Origin of the sequence: Streptomyces sp. NPDC060028, from assembly GCF_042736725.1 — a bacterium.
Lineage (GTDB): Bacteria > Actinomycetota > Actinomycetes > Streptomycetales > Streptomycetaceae > Streptomyces.
In genome coordinates, this window is sequence record NZ_JBHWVJ010000078.1 from 16385 (window position 1) to 34611 (window position 18227).

Genomic DNA, 18227 nt, shown 5'->3' on the forward strand with positions numbered 1-18227 from the left:
CGCACTCGGTCGTCCCCGCCGACCCCGGCCTGTCCGCCCCCGGGACGCGACGTACTGAACTGGCTGGCACACCTTCCCAACCGCGCTGACGGAGCACGGGTCATGTCCGGCTACTTCGCCGGATACAGCCGCACCGACGGTCATGACGACTTCGACGCGACGAAGCAGCAGGTCGAAGAGGTGCACGCGAACACGGGGCAGTACCCGGCGGTCGTCGCCTGTGACTACGCCGACGGCTGGGTGGACGGGAGGGGATCGACCACGGTCAGCACCTACTGCAACGGCTACCTCAAGGAAGCCTGGAGCAAAGGGAGTCTGCCCTCGGTAAGCGTGCACGCCCCGAACCCCGGCGGCGGCTCGATGAACGTTCCGCTCGCCGACTTCTCCGACCTCACCAACCCCGCCACCCCTGCCGGCAAGGCCTGGCACTCGACTCTGGACAGGGTCGCCGCCGGGCTGAAGGACCGAACTGCGGGCAGGGGAACTACGACGGCGCGGGCTACTATCCGGGCGCCGCTTACGTGGACGTCGTCGGACTGGACTGCTACCTCCCGGACCCGATGACCGCCCAGGGGTATGACGAACTGGTCTGGCTGGGCAAGCCGTTCGCGTTCACCGAGATCGGCCCGCCCAACGCGCCCGGCAAGGACTACCCGGACCCCGGCTTCGACTACGCGAAGTGGACGGGGGCCCTGCACACGCGCTTTCCGCAGACCACGTACTTCCTGACGTGGAACAGCCCGTGGAGCCCGGTCCGCAACGGCAACCTGCACGGCAGCGGCCTCATGAACGACCCGTGGGTGGTCAACCGCGGGGGGATCGACCCGACCCGGCGCACGGAGCGGTCGGGTGTGGAGCTCGCCGGTTTCGAGCCCGGCACCCAGGGCTGGGCTTCCGGCAACACGACCGAGGGCCCCTGGGCGGTCGACGAATGGGCCGCTCGCGGGGCCAAGTCCCTCAAGGCCGACATCGACCTGGGCGGGGTCCGCGAACCGCTCCTGAAGTACGCCACCCCGCAGAACCTCACCGACCGCACCCTGCTGACCGTCCGGGCCCGCACGGCCCCCTGGGGCAACCACGCCTCCGGCACCAGGGCCAAGCCGTACGTCCGTACCGGCACGGGCATGACCTGGTACGACGACGGCGCCCGGCCCGTCGGCGCCGACGGCACCACGCTCACCCTCGACCTCACCAAGGTCCCCGCTCTGGACGACGTACGCGAAATCGGCGTCGACTTCGCCCCCGCCGCCGGCGCCACGGGCAAGGCTGGGGCGGCTGGAACACGACGCGCGGCTCCTCGGCGGTCACGGAATGGGCGGCGCAGGGCACCCACTCCCTCAGAGCGGATGTTGACCTGGCCAAGGGCGAGACGTTCCTCAGCCGCAAAAGCACCTGGGACATGACGGACCGCACCCGGCTCACCGTCCGCGCCCGCACGGCGCCCTGGGGCGATCACGCCGCCGGCACCAGGGCCAAGCTCTATGTCCGCACCGGTGCGGGCGTGACCTGGTACGACGACGGCGCGCGGCTGGTGGGAGCGCAGGGCGCGACGCTCACGCTGGATCTGTCCAAGGTTGCCGAGCTGCACGATGTGCGGGAGATCGGGGTCGACTTCGTCCCGGCGGTCGGCGCCACCGGCACCAGCGCCGTCTACGTCGACGACCTCACCGTGGAGTAGCCCACGGGCACGGCCCGCCCGGTGTGTCGGTCAGGGTGATGCGGTGTGCTGTCCTTCCGGTGGCGGACAGTGGTGACCGTGATCGATGTGGACGCGGTGACGTGGGAGTTGTACGGGCTGCTGCCGGCGGAGTTCACGGCTGCCCGTGAGGAGTCGACGGCCCGGGCCCGTAAGGAGGGTGATGCGTCGGCGGTGAAGCGGATCACGGCCCTGCGGAAGCCGACGGTGGCGGCTTGGTCCTCGAACCTGCTGGTCAGGGCGGAGCCGGCCCAGGCCGAGGAGCTCCTGCGGCTGGGCGAGGCATTGCGCACGGCGCACCGCACGCTGGCGGGGGAGGAACTGCGCGAGTTGTCGCACCGTCAGCACGGGGTGATCGCGGCGATGGCCCGCCAGGCCCGCCGCCTGGCCGGTGAGGCGGGCCACCCCGTGTCGGAGGCCGTCCAGCGGGAGGTGGAGCAGATCCTCCACACCGTGCTCGCGGACCCCGACGCCGCCGCGGAGTGGGCCCGCGGCACGCTCTCCAAGGCCCCGCCCCCGCCGACCGGATTCACCGGCCTCGACATCGCCCCCGACGCCCGCCCGCCCCGGCCGGCCCAGCCGCCCCAGCCGGCTTCCGCCGACCGCCCGGCGGTGCCCGAGGCCAAGCGGGCCCGGGCGCAGGCGCAGGCGGCCGGGCGGGAAGCGGCGGAGGCGGAGGATCGGCTGCGTCTGGCGGACGAGGAGCTCGCCCGGAGCCGGGAGCCACTCGACGCGCTGGACGAGCAGATCGCCGACTTGGAGCGCCGACTCGCGCAAGTGAAGGAGGAACGCCGCCGGGCACGCGCGGAGGCGGGAGCCGCAGAGCGCCGCCACCGCGATGCCGCCCGGGTCGCGCGGGCGGCACGCAAGGCTGCCGATGACGCGGCGCGGGCCGCTGCGCGCCCGGAGCCCGGCGCGGACGGCTGACCGGGCCGGACAGACGTCCCGCCCGGTCGTGGGCCGGTCGCACTCGCCGGCGGGCACCAAGTCGGACGGAATCCGTGGCCCGCGCCGGGGGTAGGCGCTGTGTGTCGGGCGCGAACCCACCGGGTGGCCCCGGCGGATCGGCCCTGGAGGCACCTTCACACGTCGCGGCGCCGCACGACGAGCGCGGCGAGGGCGGTTGCGAGCAGCGGCCAGAGTGCGTACACGCACCAGGAACCGGAGACCGTGGCGTCGCGGATGAGACTACTGCCGGGGATTTCCTCCCAGCTCTGGACCAGGCGCTTCCATGCGCCGACCACCATCATGTGGTTGACGTCTGCGGACCACTGCCTGGACTGCGAGAAGAGCGTCGGCAGCATCAGCAGGGTGAAGAGAGTGGCGACGATGGCGGCCGCGGTGTGCCTGATGAGCACACCGAGCCCCAGGCCGACCAGTGCGCAGACCGGGGCCACCAGCGCGGACGCCACCATGGCGCGGGCCACACCGGGGTGCGCGATCGAGACCCCGGCGTGCCGCTCGTTGAGGATGGCCTGGGAGACGAGGAAGGCACCGAGGGAGATGATCGCGCCGACGATCGTCCAGAGCGCCGCGACGACCCCCGCCTTGGCCAGCACGACCGAATGGCGGGCGGGAACGGCCACGGTGGTGGTGCGGATCAGCCCGCTGCTGTACTCGCTGACGATCGTGACCGCCCCGATGCTGCCGGCGAGGAGCATCAGCGTCATGTAGCCGGCCGCCGGATAGGCGTCGAAGCACAGGAACTCGGGGGCCCGTGGTACGTCCGGGCGGGATCGGCCGAGGTTGTCGAGGTCCGCCAGTGACGCCACCGCCGAGGATCCGATGACGAACAGTGCGGTGAAGGCGAGCGTCCACGGCGTGGAGCGCAGGGACCGCATCTTGATCCACTCGGAGGCGAGCAGGTCACGGAAGCGGGCCGGCGGCTCGGCGACGGGTGCGGCCGAGTGGGTCCGGGCGGCGGAGGCGTGTGTGGTCATCGGTGCTGTCCTGCCATGTATTCGACGCTGTCGGCGGTGAGTTCCATGAACGCCTCCTCCAGTGAGGCGGTCCGCGTGGTGAGCTCGTTCAGCAAGATCCCGTTCTCGAGGGCGAGTGCTCCGATCCGGTCCGCGGGCAGCCCGGTCACGGCGATCTTCTCGGCGCCCGCCGAGCCCTCCGGCTCGACCGACGCCCCTGCGGCGGTCAGTACCGCCGACAGCTCGGCGGCCTGCTGCGTTCCCACCACGACGCACAGGCGGGTGCTGCGGGCCGCGAAGTCCCGTACCGACTCGGCGGCGATGAGCCGGCCCCGGCCGATGACGACGAGCTGGTCCGCGGTGTTCTCCATCTCCGACATCAGGTGGCTGGAGAGGAAGACGGTGCGCCCCTCGGCGGCCAGGCGCCTGAAGAGGCGCCGCATCCAGAGCACGCCCTCCGGGTCCATGCCGTTGACCGGCTCGTCGAACATCAGCACGGGCGGGTCGCCGAGCAGCGCGGTGGCGACCCCGAGCCGCTGCTTCATGCCGAGGGAGAATCCGCCGATGCGGCGGGTCGCGGCCTCGGCCAGCCCCACCTCCTGCAGCACTTCGTCCACCCGACGCGGCGGGATGCCGTTGCTGCGGGCGAGGGCCGACAGGTGGGCCGCGGCGCTGCGTCCGCCGTGCACCTGGTTGGCGTCGAGGAGGGCGCCGACGTGTCGCAGTCCGCGCGGATGGCTGTGGAACGGGACGCCGCTGACGGTGGCGGCGCCGCCGGTGGGCGCCTCCAGACCGAGGATCATCCGCAGGGTGGTGGTCTTGCCGGCTCCGTTGGGGCCCAGGAATCCGGTCACCTGGCCCGGTCGCACGGTGAAGGACAGATGGTCGACGGCGGTCTTGCTGCCGTAGCGCTTGGTGAGTTCGTTGACTTCGATCACGAGGGCAACCCTGCCGGGCGGACCCCTGCCCCGGCATCGGGCCGGGGGCGGCAACCGGGGCCGCCGGGTTGGTCCGTGGGCGTACGCCCACGGGCCGATGCCGCGCCTGCGGCGGCTGGTTAGTCTCGCGGCATGTACACCACACCGCCGATGATGAGAACGAAGGCCATGGCCCAGGCCAAGGCCATGGCCTGGGCGGGAGGTGTCCTGTACCTCTTCGTGCCGGGTCTGCTGGTGGGGGGTGCGCCGCGGGCCTCGGGGACGGTCCACGCGATCGGGTCACTGCTGGCCGTGAGCCTGCTCGTGGGCGTGCTGCGGCGGATGCCGCTCCTGGCTCTGGCCATGACGCTCTGCGGGTCCACTGCCGTGGTGGTGGGCGCTCCGAGCTCCGGGCACGAGAGCCTTTCGGCGTCGTATCAGGGCCAGTTCCTGTCGTATATGGCGGTGGACCTCGTCCTGGGCTTCATCGTCGCCACCTGCGCGCGGCGAGCCTCGCTCCTCGCCGCGGCCGCATCTTTCACCGTGCAGCTCTTGGTCATCGGCGGTTTCGCGCACGGGGACAACCTGACCGTCAACGTCGTGATCTCCCTCCTGGCGATGGCCGCGTCCTGCACGGTCGGCCTGCTGAGCCGCGAGCGCCGCGAACACGCGGTGGTACTGCGCTCGCAGGAGGTGGCCGAGGCGGTGACCGCCGAACGGCTGCGGATCGCGCGGGAGTTGCACGACATGGTGGCGCACAGTATCGGCATCATCGCCATCCAGGCCGGGGCGGGGAGCCGGGTCATCCGGACACAGCCCGAGGCGGCCCGCGAGGCACTGCGAGCCATCGAGGCCACCAGCAGGGAGACCCTGTCGGGCCTTCGGCGCACGCTGGTGGCACTTCGTCAGGCCGACCTGGACGAGGCGGCCTCGGGGGCGTCGGGAGCCTCAGGGGCGTCGGGGCAGGCGCCCCTCGCGCCCTCACCGGGTCTGGCGGACATCGAACGGCTCGCGGCAGCCACCTCCGACGCGGGGGTACGCGTCGACGTGCGCCGCAGTGGTGAGCAACGCCCTCTGCCGGCCGAGATCGACCTTTCCGCCTACCGTATCGTGCAGGAGTCGCTGACCAACGTGGTCCGCCACGCGGGCACCGGGCGTTGTCGGGTGGCCATCGACTACGGGGACGAGGAGTTGTCCGTGGAGATCGTCGACGAGGGGCGCGGCGCCACCGGGAACGGACCGGCCCACGGCTTCGGCATCGTGGGCATGCGCGAGCGGGCCAGTCTCCTCCACGGCCACCTCAGCGCCGGACCGCGTCCCGAGGGCGGCTTCCGGGTGACGGCGCGGCTGCCGCTGCCGCTTCCCGCGCCCGTCGGAGTTCCGGTGGACGCCCGATGAGCGACAGTCCCGTACGCGTCGTGCTCGCCGACGACCAGCCCCTGGTGCGGTCCGGCCTGCGCATGATCATGGCCGAACACCCGGACCTGGAGGTCGTCGGTGAAGCCGGCACCGGGGCCGAGGCGGTCCAACTGGTCAAGGACGTCAGCCCCGACGTCGTGGTGATGGACATCCGGATGCCCGGCATGGACGGGATCGAGGCCACCCGCCTGATCACCGCCGGCACGGCAACGACCCGGGTCCTCGTCCTGACCACCTTCGACGAGGACGACCACGTCTACGGCGCGCTCCGCGCCGGCGCGAGCGGCTTCGCGGTCAAGGACATGGCGCTGGACGACATCCTCGCGGCCATCCGGGTGGTCGCCGCCGGCGACGCACTGCTCGCGCCGGGGGTGACGCGCCGTCTGATCGCGGACTTCGTCGAGCGCCCCGCAGGCCCCGGAGCTGCCCCGCAGCGCTCCTCCCGGCCGGTCGAGGGCATCACCGAGCGGGAACGGGAAGTCCTGACCCTGATCGGGCGCGGCCGATCGAACACCGAGATCGCGGAGGAACTCTTCATCACGGTGGCCACCGCCAAGTCGCACGTGTCACGGTTGTTCGCCAAGCTGGGTGCCCGGGACCGGGTTCAACTCGTGATCACCGCCTATGAGATGGGGCTCGTCACCACTCCGTCTCGCTGAGCGCGTCCCTTCCCGTCCCGAGGACCTCGCGGATGACGTGCCGCGCGTTGGCTGAAATGATCGGATTGGTCGTCCGGTAGTACGGCAGCTGGATGACCGCCATGGACAACGCCCAGCCGCGGCTGCGGGCCCAGGTCGCGTCGTCGACGTCTACCGCCTCGCGGTACACCCGCCGCGCCGAGGCGGGCAGCAGGTTCCAGGCCGGGATGAGATCGGTGGCCGGCTCGCCCATGCCCACGGTGCCGAAGTCGATGACGGCCGAGACCCGGTCGCCGGCGAGCAGCAGATTGCTCGGCATGAGGTCGCAGTGCGTCCAGCAGGCCGGGCCCGTCCACAGGGGTGCCGCGAGCGCTTCCTCCCAGGCCGCGGTGATCTCGTCGGTGTCGAAGGGCTCGTCGGTGCGGCGCAACGCCTCGATCGCCGCGCGCATCTCATGGTCTTCGGCGATCAGCGGGCCGCCCCGGTGCGCGGGCGGACCGCCGGGGAGATCGATCTTGCGGATGGCGACCGCGAACTCCGCGAGGTCACGGGCCACGAGCTCGGGCTCGGCCAGGTCACCCTCGGCCGGGTTGCGGCCTTCGATCCAACGGTGCACCGCCCAGGCGAAGTCGTACCCCTCGCCCGGGGCGCCGGTCGCCACCACCTCCGGGATCGGCAGCGGCAGCAGCGGCGCCAGCCGGGGGAGCAGCCGTGCCTCCATCGCGATGGACTCGGCGCCACCGGGGCGCAACGGCATCCGGACGGTCAGGTCCTCGCCGAGCCGGTAGATCGCGTTGACCGTGCCTCCGGAGGCGAGCCGCGTGACCGGCAGGTTCGCCCACCGGGGGAACTGGGCGCGCAGCAGCCGCCGGACCAGCCCGGCGTCGGTCTCCGCTTCGTCCGCGTGCATCGTGGCCATGTGCCCCCCCAGATCTCAGGTTCCCGAAGGATCATCGCATCGCGGACGTCCTGAAGTGCCGGCTTGCCTGGGTATCCGCCGCGCTGAAATAGTGATGATCATGAAAAGAGATCAGGTCGGCAGGCTCATCGGCGCGAGCTTCGGACTCGTCTTCGTCCTGGTGAACGCCGATGCCCTGCCGGTGGCCATTGCCGTGCCCGTGCGGCTGCTTGCCGTCGTGGCGTTCCTCGGCGTGGTCCTGAGGCGACGCGGCGGCGGCGCGCCCCTGCCGGTCGAACAGGCCACGCCGGGCGCGAGTTTCGGGCGGCGCTACTGGTACGTGGTCGCGGCCGAGGTGCTCGCCGTACTGGCCGGGTTGATCGTGATCAACCGCATCCTGCACGCCCCCCGCGCGAGCGTGGGGTGGATCGCGCTCGTCGTCGGCTTGCACTTCTTCGGGCTGGCGGCAGTCTGGCGTAGGCCCGCCCTGCACAGGCTCGCCACCGCCATGACGCTCTGCGCCGCCGCCGGACTCGTACTGGCCGCATACGGGGCCCCCGCCGCCGTCATCGCGACCGCGTCCGGAATCGCCCCCGGTGCACTGCTGCTCGCCTCGGTATGGCGCTCCGGCCGCCAGGCCGTGTCCGCCGTACCTGACCGGGCCCCGGTCTTCTCCGACCAGGCGGGGGTGCCGGCCCCCCGGCATTGACGGTGCTGCGCCGGCCGCCGGGCCGGGCGGCGGCGCGCCTGGCGCACCCGGACCGGCGGCCTGCCGGGGAGCGGGCTGTCGATGGGCTAGAACGGGGGCTCACACGATTCGGCTTCCGGGGTGATGTGGTGGAGCAGGCAGGAGTTGCGAGCGGCGCCGGGGAATCCAGGAAGGGGCCCGGGCGCAGAGTGATCCTGGGGTTCGCCGCCGCCGCGATCGCCCCGTGGCCGGGCGCAACGGCGCTCGCCGCCGCCGGTGCCGACTCCGGGCCGCAGGACGCCGTACGGGCCGCGTCTCAAGGCGACGGGCTCGATGTGCGGGCGGAGAACGCACGGCCCGGCTCCCCTGACTGGCGGATCACCCGGCGCGGCCCGGCCCGGGCGATCGAGGGATTTGCCGAGCGGGTCAGCACGCGTTGCGGCGAGCCGTTCGCGGTGCGGGTGTCGACGACGGCCGCGTTCTACACCGTCTCCGCGTACCGGATGGGCTGGTATGGCGGGGCCCGGGCCCGTCTGGTGTGGCGGTCGGACCCCTTGCCGGGCATCCTCCAGCCATCGGCCCGGCTCGACCCCGAGACGCGCATGGCGCACGCCGAATGGCAGCCGACGGCGCAGGTGGACACCTCCGGCTGGCCGGAAGGCTGTTACCTCCTGCGCCTGGACACCCGGGACGGCCACGCCCAGCGGTACGTACCGGTCACCGTCCGGTCCTCCTCGGCCGTGGGCCGTACGGTCGTGGTCAACTCGGTGGCCACCTGGCAGGCCTACAACCGGTGGGGCGGCGCGGACCTCTACAGGGGCGCGACGGGCAAGAGCGGGTCGAGATCGCTGAGGGTCTCCTTCGACCGTCCCTACTCGGGCAGGCAGGGGGCAGGCCAGTTCCTCCCCTTCGAGGCGCCCCTGATCGCGCTGGCCGAACGGATGGGCCTCCCGCTGGCCTACGCCACCGGGGTGGACGTGGCCCGCGATCCGGAGTTCCTGTCCGCGGCGGCCGCCGTGCTCTCCCTGGGCCACGACGAGTACTGGAGCCCCGAGCAACGCCGGCACGTGACCCGGGCGCGCGATACGGGGACGAACCTGGCCGTGCTCGGCGCCAACTGCTGTTACCGGCGCATCCGCTTCGAACCCTCCGCCGTCGGACCGGACCGCATCGTCGTCTGCTACAAGGGCGACTACGCCAAAGACCCCGGGTTCCAGCGAGGGTCCGCGCCCACGAACGACTTCCGGCGAGCGCCCGCCCGCGAGCCCGAGAGCGCGCTGCTCGGCGTGATCTACGACGGCTATCCCGTCGACGCCCCGTACGTGGTCTCCCACCCCGATCACTGGCTCCTCACGGGCACCGGGGCGCGGGCGGGCGATTCCCACCCCCACCTGGTGGGGGTCGAGTTCGACCGCGTCAACCCGGCCTACCCGACACCGCGGCCGGTCGAGGTCCTGGCGCACTCGCCCGTGGTCTGCAAAGGCCGTCCCTCGTACGCGGACACCGCCTACCTGTCCCTGCCGAGCGGGGCCGCGGTCTTCGCGACGGGCACCATGCGCTGGGTCGAGGCCCTCGACGCGAGCGGGCCCGGCGGGCGCAACGGCCGTCACGGTCTGGACGCGCGGGCCGGGCACTTCACCCGCACGGTCACCGCCAACGTCCTGCGGGCGTTCGCGCGGGGGCCGGCCGGGCGTGCCAAGCCCGCCCAGGACAATCTGGCCGCCCACTACGGGGACACGGCCGCGACTCCCGGCGCGTAGCACCCGTACCCCGCACCCCGCAGCAGTAATGTCCCGGTTTGTCAGTTATGGCACTACTTCGGGGATGTGCGTTGCGTCGACTCACCGTTGCTCTCACGCTGCTGGCAACCCTCGCCGGGGGCGCCCTCGCAGGCTCGCAGGCCATCTCCGCCGAGCGTGAGACGCCAGGCGGCCGGGGCACGAACATCCTGGTCGTCGGCATCGACAGCCGCGCGGGCCTATCCGCTGCCGAGAAGCTCCGCCTCCACGTGGGTGGCAAGGGGTGCAACTGCACCGACGTGATGATGCTCGTGCACCTCTCCGAGAACGCGCGGCGCGCGAGCATCGTTTCCATCCCCCGCGACTCCTACGTCCAGTACGCCGACGCGGCCGCGCCACCCGCGGCCCCCGGCCCCGCCCGCCTCGGGAAGATCAACGGGGCGTTCGCGATCGGCGCCGGCCCTCTGAGCGTACGTACCGTCGAGAAGGCCACCGGCCTGCACATCGACCACTACCTGGAGACCGGATTCACCGGCTTCGAGCAGACGGTCGACCATCTCGGCGGCGCGACCGTGTGCACGGCCAAGCCGCTGACGGACGACGGCTCCGGTCTCGACATCAGCGCCGGTGTCCACCGCCTGGACGGAAACGGAGCGCTCCGCTACGCCCGCGCCCGGCACATCAACCGCCCCGGAGACCTCGGCCGCGTCCGCCGTCAGCAGCGCATGGTGAACGAACTGCTGGCCCGGCTCACCTCCGAGGGCGCCCTCGCAGGCCCGATCAGCGCGGCACGCACCGCCCGCACCCTGCTGAAGACCGTACGTACCGACGAGCGGACCGGACTGGACGACCTGATCCGCATCGGATGGGCCCTCGGCCACCTCCGGCCCGACCGCATCGAGTTCGCCACCGTACCCATCCGGGTCTTCGACCACCGGGTGCCCGGAGTGGGCTCCACCCTGCTGTGGGACGAGGCCCGCTCCGCCGCGCTGTGGGACGCCCTGGCCGCGGACCGCCCCCTCAAGGGCGACCCCCGCATCCAGCCCGTCCCCGAAACGCCGGCCGAGACCAACCCCGGGGGGATCGCGGTCCGCGTGGACGACACCGCGGTCGCCGCCGCACTGCGCCGCAGCGGCTTCGTCGTCACCGACACCTCACAGTCCGCACCCCCCGTACGGCCCGCGGGCCCGCCGGTCATCACCCACGCACCCGGGCGGGAGGCGGACGCGGCCACCCTCGCGGCCGCGTTGCCCGGCGCGCGGCTCCGGGCCGTCGCGAACCACGACAAGTCCTTCGACGTCGCCATCGGCACGCGACCCGCCCCGGTCAAGACCGTCACCTACGACCGCAACAGAGCCGAAGGCGCCCCCGTGACAGCTGACGCCCTGCGCTGCCCCGGAGCCGGGGCCAACGGCTGACAGGGTGGAGGTGTCGGTCACCAACACCAACCGGCCGAACCGCATCAGCGCCCGGGTGTGGACCACCAACGGCGGGAGCGCCAACGCTCGACGCGCGCGAGCCACTGCGCGAAGAGGGCGCGCAGGAGCTCCGGTTGCTCGTGGGGGAGGGCGTGTCCCGCGTCGTCGACCACGGCGAGCGAGGCGTGCGGGTATGCGGTGACGAGGTCGGTCGCGGCGGCATACCCGACCGTCGAGTCCAGCCGTCCCGCCACGATCACCGTCGGACCCGCGTAAACCGGTGCGTCATCGGGGGTGAGCGCCCACCGTTCGCCGATGCGCTCGAGCGCTGCCTGGTCGACGAGCGCGGCGGCCGGGGCGACGTGACGTTCGTACCGTTCGAGCATCTCCGGGGTTTGGATCACGAAGTAGCCCCGGAAGACGTCGTCGCCGAGCTGACCCGATCCGACGACGACGCGGTGCTCCGGGATTTCGCGCGGTGCCGGCGCCAACGGACAGACGAGCGCCAGACCGGCGACCCGCTCCGGGCGCCTCGCGGCCATCGCTTGCGCGTAGTACGCGCCCGCCGAGTGACCGACGAGCAGGTGCGCGCTCCCGCCGGTGACCTCGTCGGCGAAGTCGAGCAGCGTGTCGAGGACGTCGTCGGCGCTGCGCAGCGTGTCGGGAGCGAGGGTCCGACCCATCCCGGGGAGGTCAGGATAGATCCGCCGGAGCCCCGTAACGCCGTCGAAAACCGGCTCGAAGCAAGCCTCCGCCTCGCGGTGGTCGACGCCGGCGCCGTGGAGTACCAGCACGGGCCGACCGGCGCCGTGCGCCACGTAGTGGAACACCACCCGGCCCACGCGGATCTCCATCCCCCGCATGCTAGCCGCGGTGGGGGGTCGCGACTACGCGGCACGGGATCGCGGAGCTGTCGGGCACCGATACGGTCCGTTACCAGTAGATCGCGCACCGGTCCGCGATACGGATCCGGGCGGAGCGGCACCCCTGTGGGCCCGGCTGCGCAGCCGGGGCGCGGCCCCGGCGCCTGCCGCCGACGAGGGGTCTACGGGGTCCACGCGGGCGCGGACCAGCCCGACGGCCGTCGCAGACGCTCCGGACGTGGCCACGACCGGGCGGACCAGGGGTGACCGGCGCCCGGGCCGCCTGACCGGAACCCGGTTCCACCCGACCTCGGACGTGGCATGCTCGTCATATGGAGGGCGATTTCATGCTTCCCGACGCTGGTGCGGGGGCGGCACCCGAGGTGCTGGCACTGGCCAAGGTCGTGTCCAAGCTGCGGGCCGAAGTCCTGGAGCTGGAAAGCGTGGCCTCGGTGACGGCCGTCCTGGAGCGCGCCAAGGGTGTCGTGATGGCCCAGGCGGGCGTGACCCCGGACGCCGCGTACCAGCTGCTGTTCGACCGTGCCGAGCAGAGCCGGCGGACCCTCCTGGAGCAGTGCTGGATCACCCTGGGCCGGACCGCCCGGACCGGCGCGGATCCCGTCGCGCCACGGCCGCAGGTTGCCGGGCAGGGCGCGCCCGTCATGCCGCCGGAGCCGGGCGTCTCGCCCTTCAGCACGAGCCGCTACGTCGCCGGGGGCGCCGGCGACGGCCGGCCGGCCGTGCACCGTACCCTCCTGGCCCGCCTGGCCGAGGACCTCGCGGCCGCCCGTACCCCGAACGAGATCGCCGGGCTGCTGCATGCGGTGCTGGCCGACTCGCAGGACGTCGACGCGGTGATGATCTACACCGTGGCCACCACGGGAAGCCTGAAGCTGACGGGGCACGCCGGTATCAGCGACTCGATGGCCGAGCAGTGGAGCCACATCCCGCCGCTCAGCGGCGTCGCCGCGATGGAGGCGATCGCGGCCCGGGAGGCGATGTGGCTCGAAGACCCGGAGCAGGACGCCTCCCGGTACCTCCTGATCGGCGATCCACCCGAGCGGTGGCCCTCGCGCGCCTGGCTCCCCGTACCCGGCAACGGTCCGGTGACCGCCGTCGTGGGGTTCTTCCGCACTCGGCAGGGCCACTTCGACGCTCGTACGCGGACCCTGCTGAGGCGGGCCGTCAGGCTGTGCGGCGGGCCCCTGCGAGAGGACCGGGGCCCCTACGGACACGACCCGATCCATGCGGACGTGGACTCCATCCAGACGGTCTTCGACGCCCTGTCCGGACCGGCGATCCTGCTGACCCCGCTGCGTTCGCCGACGGGTGAGGTGGAGGACTACCGGATCGACGCCGCGTCGCCGGAGTCGCTGGACGTGGCCGGGCGACACGGCAAGGAGCTGGTCGGCCGGCGGATATTGGAGAACTACCCGACGGTGGCGGGCACGGCACTGTGGGAGGGGTACCTGGACACCCTGACCATGGGGGAGGTCTACCAGGGAGAGCCCTTCATCTACGAGGAAGTGACCGCCGGAGTTCCGCAGCAGTCCGTGTACTCGGTCCGGGCGTCCAGGCTGGGGGAGCGCCTGGTCGTGTCCTGGATCCGCCACGACGACAGCGAACGGGAAACCCGCAGGCTGGACGACCTGCAGCGGCTGGGCAACCTCGGCTGGGCGAGCTGGAACCTGGTGACGGACACCATCACCTGGTCCGACCAGGTCTACGCCATCTTCGGCCGCGACCCCGCCCTGGGACCCATGCGGCTGGAGGAACTGCCCCGGCACCTGCTGGCGGAGGACCTGCCCAGGCTGGGCGCGGCCGTTCAGCGGCTGGTGGCCGACGGCACGGCCATCAACCAGTTCTTCCGCATCACCAGCGCACACGGCGTACGGCACCTGCGGATCGTGGCGGAGGCTCAACGGGACGCGGACGGCAGCCCGTTGGAGGTGCACGGCTTCTTCCAGGACCTCAGCGCCCTGCGGGACACCGAACTGGCCCTGCGCGAGAGCGAACGCGCCAACCTCGTCCAACGCGGCGTGCTCACGGCCGAACGTGCGATCGCCGTCCGGCTCCAGGAAGCCCTGCTGCCGATGCCAGAGCAGTCTCTGGAACTCGCAGGCTTGGGCGTCGACGTCGCGTACGTCCCCGCCGACAGCGGCCTGAACGTCGGAGGCGACTGGTATTCCGCGATCGAACTGCCGGACGAGAGCGCGCTGTTCGTCGTCGGAGACGTAGCCGGTCACGGTCTGGCCGCCGTGGGCACCATGGCCCAGCTCCGCTTCACGACCAAGGGCATGATCGTCACCGGCTCACCCCTCCCCGACGTCCTCCGCAGGCTCAACACCCTCCTGCTCCATACGGCCACGGACCCCGACGGCGCCACCGCCACCATGGTCATGGGGCGCTACCAGCCCTGGGACCGCCGCCTGACCTGGGTGCGGGCCGGGCATCTGCCGCCCTTGCTGATCCGCGGTGGTACGGCGCAGTTCCTGCCACAGCCCGTGGGCTGCCTCCTCGGCGCCACCTTCCACCCCACGTACGGGCAGGCCGTGATCGACCTGCTGCCCGGGGACCGCCTGCTGCTCTTCACGGACGGCCTCGTGGAGGAGCCGGGCGAGGACATCGAAGCGGGGCTCGAGCGCCTCGCCGAAACGGCTCTGCGGCTCGTGCGGGAGGGCCGGAGCGAGACGCTGGCCAGGGCTTTGGCCGCACTGCGGCCCGGGAACCGGGACGACATCTGCGTCCTGGACATCCACGTACCCGACGAGCCCTGATCCCGCCCCGGAAGGCGGCCGCCCGGAGTCGGATCCCGAGCGATGCCGGGCACAACTCGTCACCGACCATCTGGGTTGATCCGGTGCGACCGGTGCACCGGTTGTATCCGTTTTCACGCAGGGAGCCAGGGAGCCAGGGAGCCAGGGAGCCAGGGAGCCAGGGTGCGCGGGGGAAGCCGCTGATCACTTCGGTTCCGGTTCCGGTTCCGCCAGCGCCGCCACCAGCTGAGGGAGGTTGTCGCCGGCCAAGACGAGCGCGAGGTGGTCGTGGTAGTCCCGGCTGCTGACGATCAGGCCGTCGCGCACCCGCAGCACCTGGATGTTGGCGGCCTCGAACCTCCGCCCGGTCAGCCGGTGGTGTACGTGGTAGTCGAACTCGGCGACGACCACCTCGGGGTCGTCGGTTTCCCGGACGACCACGTTGGCGGGGGTCAGCTCCAGGGGCGAACTCGAGGAGACCAGCGCGAACCGCTCCCTGAGTGCGGCCCGCCCCTCGACCCGGCGCGGACCGACCGGCTCGAAGACGGTCTCCACCACGGCGTCCTCGGCGTAGAGCTCGGCCAGCTCCGTGTACCGCCCGGCGCCGATGCCCTCGATCAGCTTCTGGAAGACCTCGCGCGGCGACAGCGTTTCGGGCATGACAACCTCCAGCGGAATCCGTGCATAGAATCGGACTGGCGACTCCGTTTTTACGATACGGATTGGACAGTCCGGTTGTCCAGAGGGGTTCCGTTGACGGCGGAAGGTGGGAGAGGGATGGGTGGCGCTCAGGAGCGTCCGCTGCGGGCGGACGCGGCCCGCAACCGGGCCAGGCTGCTGGATGTCGCCACGGAGGTGTTCACCACCCGCGGCGTCAGCGTGCCGACCGAGGAGATCGCCCGCATCGCCGGGGTCGGAGTCGGGACGCTCTTTCGGCACTTCCCGACCAAGGAGGCACTGCTCGAGGCCGTGACGGTGCGCAGGCTGGAGGAAATGGCGGCCCAGACCGCGCAGCTGGCCGCCGAGGCGGGCCCCGCCGAAGCCTTCTTCGCGTGCTTCCGCCTGGTGGTGGAACAGTCCGAGGGGAAGAACGAGTTCGCCCAGGCTCTCGCCGCGGCCGGGGTCGACGTACATGCGTCCCTGCAGGCGCCGACCATGGAGATCCAGGCCCGACTCGCCGATCTGCTGGCCGGCGCGCAACAGGCCGGGGCGGTCCGCCCAGAGCTGGGGCTGCCGGAGTTCATCGCCCTCCTGGCCGGTACCGGCAGGGCGATGGAACAGCTCGGAGCGGATCCGGCGCCCCGGGAGCGGATCTTCGAGGTCGTCTTCGACGGACTGCGGCCACGCTGAACCGAAGGCGCAGGAACCGCACTTCCGCCGGCATCCGGCGCTACCGGAACGGCGACGCACCGTCAGGACCGGTCTGGGGCCACCTGCACGGCCCGGCGGCACTGGAGATCAACGGCCATCTGCCACCCAGGGCCTCATCCCGGGAAGGCGCGGCTACCAGACGACCGAACCGGCCTTGTCGAAGAAGCCACCGGTCGGGCCGTGGGCTCCGGTGACGGCCATGCGGACGATGATGTCCGCCCCCTCTTCGACGGTGTTGGTGCCCCGTTGGCCGTTGAGGTCGGTGGCGGTGTAGCCGGGGTCGACGGCGTTGAACCGGATGGCGGGGTACGCCTTGGCGTACTGCGATGTGATCATCACCAGCGCCGTCTTGGAGGAGTTGTAGTCCAGCAGTGTCACATGGAACTCGATGCGGCCCGGATCGGCGCATGCCGCCGGCGAGCCCAGACCGCTGCCGACGTTGACGACGACCGGGGCGACGCTCGCCTCCAGGAGCGGCAGGAAGGCGTGCGTGACGCGCACGACGCCGAAGACGTTCGTGTCGTACGTGGCCTGCATGTCGGCCCCGGTGACCTCGCCGACCGGCTTGCCCGCCCCCGCGATCCCGGCGTTGTTGACCAGGACGTCCAGGCGGCCCGCGTCCGCGCGGACGAACTCGGCGGCGGCCTCGACGGAGTCCTCGTCGGTGACGTCGATCTGGACGAAGCGGGCGCCGAGCTCCACGGCCGCCGCCCGACCGCGCTGGGGATCGCGCGCCCCGACGTAGACGGTGTGCCCGGCCTTGACCAGGCGCCGCGCCGTCTCGAGGCCGAGTCCCTTGTTCGCTCCGGTGATCAGGGTGGTGGTCATGCGCGCACTCCAGTGACAGGTGGGTTGGTGATGCGGTGATGCCTCCACCTTCGTCGCACCGCGTACGAACAGACAGTGCCCGCGTTTGCCTGTGGACTGCCGGTACCAGGCTGTCCGGGCGTGGCCACCGGATACTGGGGGCGTGAGCGAATCCAGGGAACTTGGCATGGCATTGCGTGGCTGGCGCGACCGTACGGCCCCGGCCGCGGTCGGACTGCCCGTCGGCGGAGTACGGCGCGCCGCGGGACTGCGACGCGAGGAACTGGCGCAGCTCGCCGGCCTGTCGGTGGACTACATCGTCCGCCTGGAACAGGGCCGGGCCACCTCCCCGTCCCCGCAGGTGCTGTCCGCACTCGCCCGCTCCCTGCGGCTGTCGGCAGCCGAGCGCGCGCACCTCTTTCTGCTCGCGGGCCAAGCGGCGCCGGGCCCCGGGCAGCTGTCGGAACACATCCCCGCAGGGGTCCGAAGGCTGCTTGACCAGCTGGACGGTGCACCGCTCAGCGTGCACGACGCGGCTTGGAACCTGACCCTGTGGAACCCGTTGTGGGCCGCCCTGTTCGGGGACGCGTCCGCACAACGCGGACGCGACCGCAACATAGTGTGGCGCCACTTCACCGGTCTGCCCAGCCGGGTCACCCACACCCCCGAGCAGGAGGCCCGGTTCGAGGCGGCGGTGGTCGCCGATCTCAGAGCGGCGACCGCCCGCTACCCCACCGATGCGGGCCTGCGCTCCCTGATCAAGGACCTGCGGGGCAACAGCACCGCCTTCGCACACCTTTGGGACAGCGGGATCGTGGGCGTCCACGCGACGGACACCAAAACCATCCACCACCCCGATGTCGGCACACTCACCCTCGACTGTGACGTGCTCATGGCTCCCGGCAGCGATCTGCGCATCGTCGCCTACACCGCTGCCCCCGGCAGCGACGCCTCCGGCCGGCTGGCGCTCCTCAACGTCATCGGGACCCAGGCGATGACCGAGAACAGCACCCCGGCGTAGCGGCCGGCCACAGCAGAACGAGTTCAACGGCCGGCGTCAGATCGGTCTGGCGTGCCGGGCTCGCGCCGTCCGAGGAC

Annotated in this window: 17 protein-coding genes and 1 pseudogene; 12 read left to right on the forward strand and 6 right to left on the reverse strand. The window is 72.0% G+C overall.

Annotated elements, in window-relative coordinates; translation table 11 throughout:
- Positions 1 to 102: 102 nt before the first annotated feature.
- From ACFWBF_RS29420 to ACFWBF_RS29435, 4 genes and pseudogenes are all read left to right on the forward strand, one after another.
- Positions 103 to 564: a glycosyl hydrolase gene (locus tag ACFWBF_RS29420; protein WP_385607220.1), complete on the forward strand. Its 462-nt coding sequence runs from the start codon at positions 103 to 105 to the stop codon at positions 562 to 564.
- Positions 522 to 1208 (forward strand): annotated as a pseudogene (locus tag ACFWBF_RS29425) (glycosyl hydrolase); the annotation flags it as partial. The gene ACFWBF_RS29420 and the pseudogene ACFWBF_RS29425, both read left to right, overlap by 43 nt.
- Entirely contained in the window at positions 1130 to 1678 is a 549-nt protein-coding gene (locus ACFWBF_RS29430; RefSeq protein ID WP_385607248.1) for a hypothetical protein, read from the forward strand. The pseudogene ACFWBF_RS29425 and the gene ACFWBF_RS29430, both read left to right, overlap by 79 nt.
- 78 nt (positions 1679 to 1756) lie before the next feature.
- Positions 1757 to 2623 carry a hypothetical protein gene (locus tag ACFWBF_RS29435; protein WP_385607222.1) on the forward strand — a complete coding sequence of 289 codons (867 nt, stop codon included), beginning with the start codon at positions 1757 to 1759 and terminating at the stop codon, positions 2621 to 2623.
- A 155-nt stretch (positions 2624 to 2778) separates the two neighbouring features.
- Here the strand turns inward: ACFWBF_RS29435 and ACFWBF_RS29440 are convergent, their stop codons facing one another.
- Together ACFWBF_RS29440 and ACFWBF_RS29445 are read right to left on the reverse strand one after the other, a co-directional pair.
- Complete coding sequence (locus ACFWBF_RS29440; protein WP_385607224.1) at positions 2779 to 3636, reverse strand: ABC transporter permease subunit; 858 nt, start codon at positions 3634 to 3636, stop codon at positions 2779 to 2781.
- Positions 3633 to 4553, reverse strand: a complete 921-nt coding sequence (locus ACFWBF_RS29445) for an ATP-binding cassette domain-containing protein (RefSeq protein WP_385607225.1) — start codon at positions 4551 to 4553, stop codon at positions 3633 to 3635. Before ACFWBF_RS29445 ends, ACFWBF_RS29440 begins: the two co-directional genes overlap by 4 nt.
- Before the next feature lie 132 nt (positions 4554 to 4685).
- Between ACFWBF_RS29445 and ACFWBF_RS29450 the strand changes: the two genes are divergently transcribed.
- Positions 4686 to 5930, forward strand: a complete 1245-nt coding sequence (locus ACFWBF_RS29450) for a sensor histidine kinase (RefSeq protein WP_385607227.1) — start codon at positions 4686 to 4688, stop codon at positions 5928 to 5930.
- On the forward strand, positions 5927 to 6610 hold the full coding sequence (locus tag ACFWBF_RS29455; RefSeq protein ID WP_385607229.1) for a response regulator: 684 nt from the start codon (positions 5927 to 5929) through the stop codon (positions 6608 to 6610). Before ACFWBF_RS29450 ends, ACFWBF_RS29455 begins: the two co-directional genes overlap by 4 nt.
- Here ACFWBF_RS29455 and ACFWBF_RS29460 read toward each other — a convergent pair.
- Entirely contained in the window at positions 6591 to 7499 is a 909-nt protein-coding gene (locus ACFWBF_RS29460; RefSeq protein ID WP_385607249.1) for an aminoglycoside phosphotransferase family protein, read from the reverse strand. The two genes, ACFWBF_RS29455 and ACFWBF_RS29460, sit on opposite strands and share 20 nt — an antisense overlap.
- Before the next feature lie 109 nt (positions 7500 to 7608).
- On the opposite strand from ACFWBF_RS29460, the gene ACFWBF_RS29465 reads away from it, so the two are divergent.
- The 3 genes from ACFWBF_RS29465 (at position 7609) to ACFWBF_RS29475 (ending at position 11332) form a co-directional block, all read left to right on the forward strand.
- A complete protein-coding gene (locus ACFWBF_RS29465; RefSeq protein WP_385607231.1) occupies positions 7609 to 8196 on the forward strand; it encodes a hypothetical protein in 588 nt (195 codons plus the stop codon).
- Between the two features lie 188 nt (positions 8197 to 8384).
- Positions 8385 to 9935 carry a N,N-dimethylformamidase beta subunit family domain-containing protein gene (locus ACFWBF_RS29470; RefSeq protein WP_385607232.1) on the forward strand — a complete coding sequence of 517 codons (1551 nt, stop codon included), beginning with the start codon at positions 8385 to 8387 and terminating at the stop codon, positions 9933 to 9935.
- A 71-nt stretch (positions 9936 to 10006) separates the two neighbouring features.
- Positions 10007 to 11332, forward strand: a complete 1326-nt coding sequence (locus tag ACFWBF_RS29475; RefSeq protein WP_385607234.1) for an LCP family protein — start codon at positions 10007 to 10009, stop codon at positions 11330 to 11332.
- Between the two features lie 44 nt (positions 11333 to 11376).
- Here the strand turns inward: ACFWBF_RS29475 and ACFWBF_RS29480 are convergent, their stop codons facing one another.
- Positions 11377 to 12186 (reverse strand): alpha/beta fold hydrolase, encoded by an 810-nt coding sequence (locus ACFWBF_RS29480; RefSeq protein WP_385607236.1) that lies wholly within the window; start codon positions 12184 to 12186, stop codon positions 11377 to 11379.
- A gap of 356 nt (positions 12187 to 12542) precedes the next feature.
- Between ACFWBF_RS29480 and ACFWBF_RS29485 the strand changes: the two genes are divergently transcribed.
- Positions 12543 to 14972 (forward strand): SpoIIE family protein phosphatase, encoded by a 2430-nt coding sequence (locus ACFWBF_RS29485; protein ID WP_385607238.1) that lies wholly within the window; start codon positions 12543 to 12545, stop codon positions 14970 to 14972.
- Positions 14973 to 15155: 183 nt separating this feature from the next.
- Here ACFWBF_RS29485 and ACFWBF_RS29490 read toward each other — a convergent pair whose 3' ends face one another.
- Positions 15156 to 15611, reverse strand: coding sequence for a nuclear transport factor 2 family protein (locus ACFWBF_RS29490; protein ID WP_385607240.1), 456 nt, complete (start codon positions 15609 to 15611; stop codon positions 15156 to 15158).
- Between the two features lie 117 nt (positions 15612 to 15728).
- Here ACFWBF_RS29490 and ACFWBF_RS29495 point away from each other — a divergent pair, with 117 nt between their 5' ends.
- The gene (locus ACFWBF_RS29495) at positions 15729 to 16301 is read left to right on the forward strand and encodes a TetR/AcrR family transcriptional regulator (protein WP_385607241.1); all 573 of its coding nucleotides are present in this window, start codon (positions 15729 to 15731) and stop codon (positions 16299 to 16301) included.
- A 153-nt stretch (positions 16302 to 16454) separates the two neighbouring features.
- Here ACFWBF_RS29495 and ACFWBF_RS29500 read toward each other — a convergent pair whose 3' ends face one another.
- Positions 16455 to 17150: an SDR family NAD(P)-dependent oxidoreductase gene (locus tag ACFWBF_RS29500; protein ID WP_385607243.1), complete on the reverse strand. Its 696-nt coding sequence runs from the start codon at positions 17148 to 17150 to the stop codon at positions 16455 to 16457.
- A gap of 166 nt (positions 17151 to 17316) precedes the next feature.
- Here ACFWBF_RS29500 and ACFWBF_RS29505 point away from each other — a divergent pair, with 166 nt between their 5' ends.
- Positions 17317 to 18150 carry a helix-turn-helix transcriptional regulator gene (locus ACFWBF_RS29505; RefSeq protein ID WP_385607245.1) on the forward strand — a complete coding sequence of 278 codons (834 nt, stop codon included), beginning with the start codon at positions 17317 to 17319 and terminating at the stop codon, positions 18148 to 18150.
- The last annotated feature ends 77 nt before the right edge of the window (positions 18151 to 18227 follow it).

Excerpts from the sequence above, each read along its gene's own strand:
- ACFWBF_RS29485 (WP_385607238.1), top strand. The coding sequence starts at position 12,543 with ATGCTTCCCGACGCTGGTGCGGGGGCGGCACCCGAGGTGCTGGCACTG.
- ACFWBF_RS29465 (WP_385607231.1), top strand. The coding sequence starts at position 7,609 with ATGAAAAGAGATCAGGTCGGCAGGCTCATCGGCGCGAGCTTCGGACTC.
- ACFWBF_RS29500 (WP_385607243.1), bottom strand. The coding sequence starts at position 17,150 with ATGACCACCACCCTGATCACCGGAGCGAACAAGGGACTCGGCCTCGAG.
- ACFWBF_RS29450 (WP_385607227.1), top strand. The coding sequence starts at position 4,686 with ATGTACACCACACCGCCGATGATGAGAACGAAGGCCATGGCCCAGGCC.
- ACFWBF_RS29460 (WP_385607249.1), bottom strand. The coding sequence starts at position 7,499 with ATGCACGCGGACGAAGCGGAGACCGACGCCGGGCTGGTCCGGCGGCTG.
- ACFWBF_RS29490 (WP_385607240.1), bottom strand. The coding sequence starts at position 15,611 with ATGCCCGAAACGCTGTCGCCGCGCGAGGTCTTCCAGAAGCTGATCGAG.
- ACFWBF_RS29495 (WP_385607241.1), top strand. The coding sequence starts at position 15,729 with ATGGGTGGCGCTCAGGAGCGTCCGCTGCGGGCGGACGCGGCCCGCAAC.
- ACFWBF_RS29480 (WP_385607236.1), bottom strand. The coding sequence starts at position 12,186 with ATGGAGATCCGCGTGGGCCGGGTGGTGTTCCACTACGTGGCGCACGGC.
- ACFWBF_RS29440 (WP_385607224.1), bottom strand. The coding sequence starts at position 3,636 with ATGACCACACACGCCTCCGCCGCCCGGACCCACTCGGCCGCACCCGTC.
- ACFWBF_RS29420 (WP_385607220.1), top strand. The coding sequence starts at position 103 with ATGTCCGGCTACTTCGCCGGATACAGCCGCACCGACGGTCATGACGAC.
- ACFWBF_RS29505 (WP_385607245.1), top strand. The coding sequence starts at position 17,317 with ATGGCATTGCGTGGCTGGCGCGACCGTACGGCCCCGGCCGCGGTCGGA.
- ACFWBF_RS29455 (WP_385607229.1), top strand. The coding sequence starts at position 5,927 with ATGAGCGACAGTCCCGTACGCGTCGTGCTCGCCGACGACCAGCCCCTG.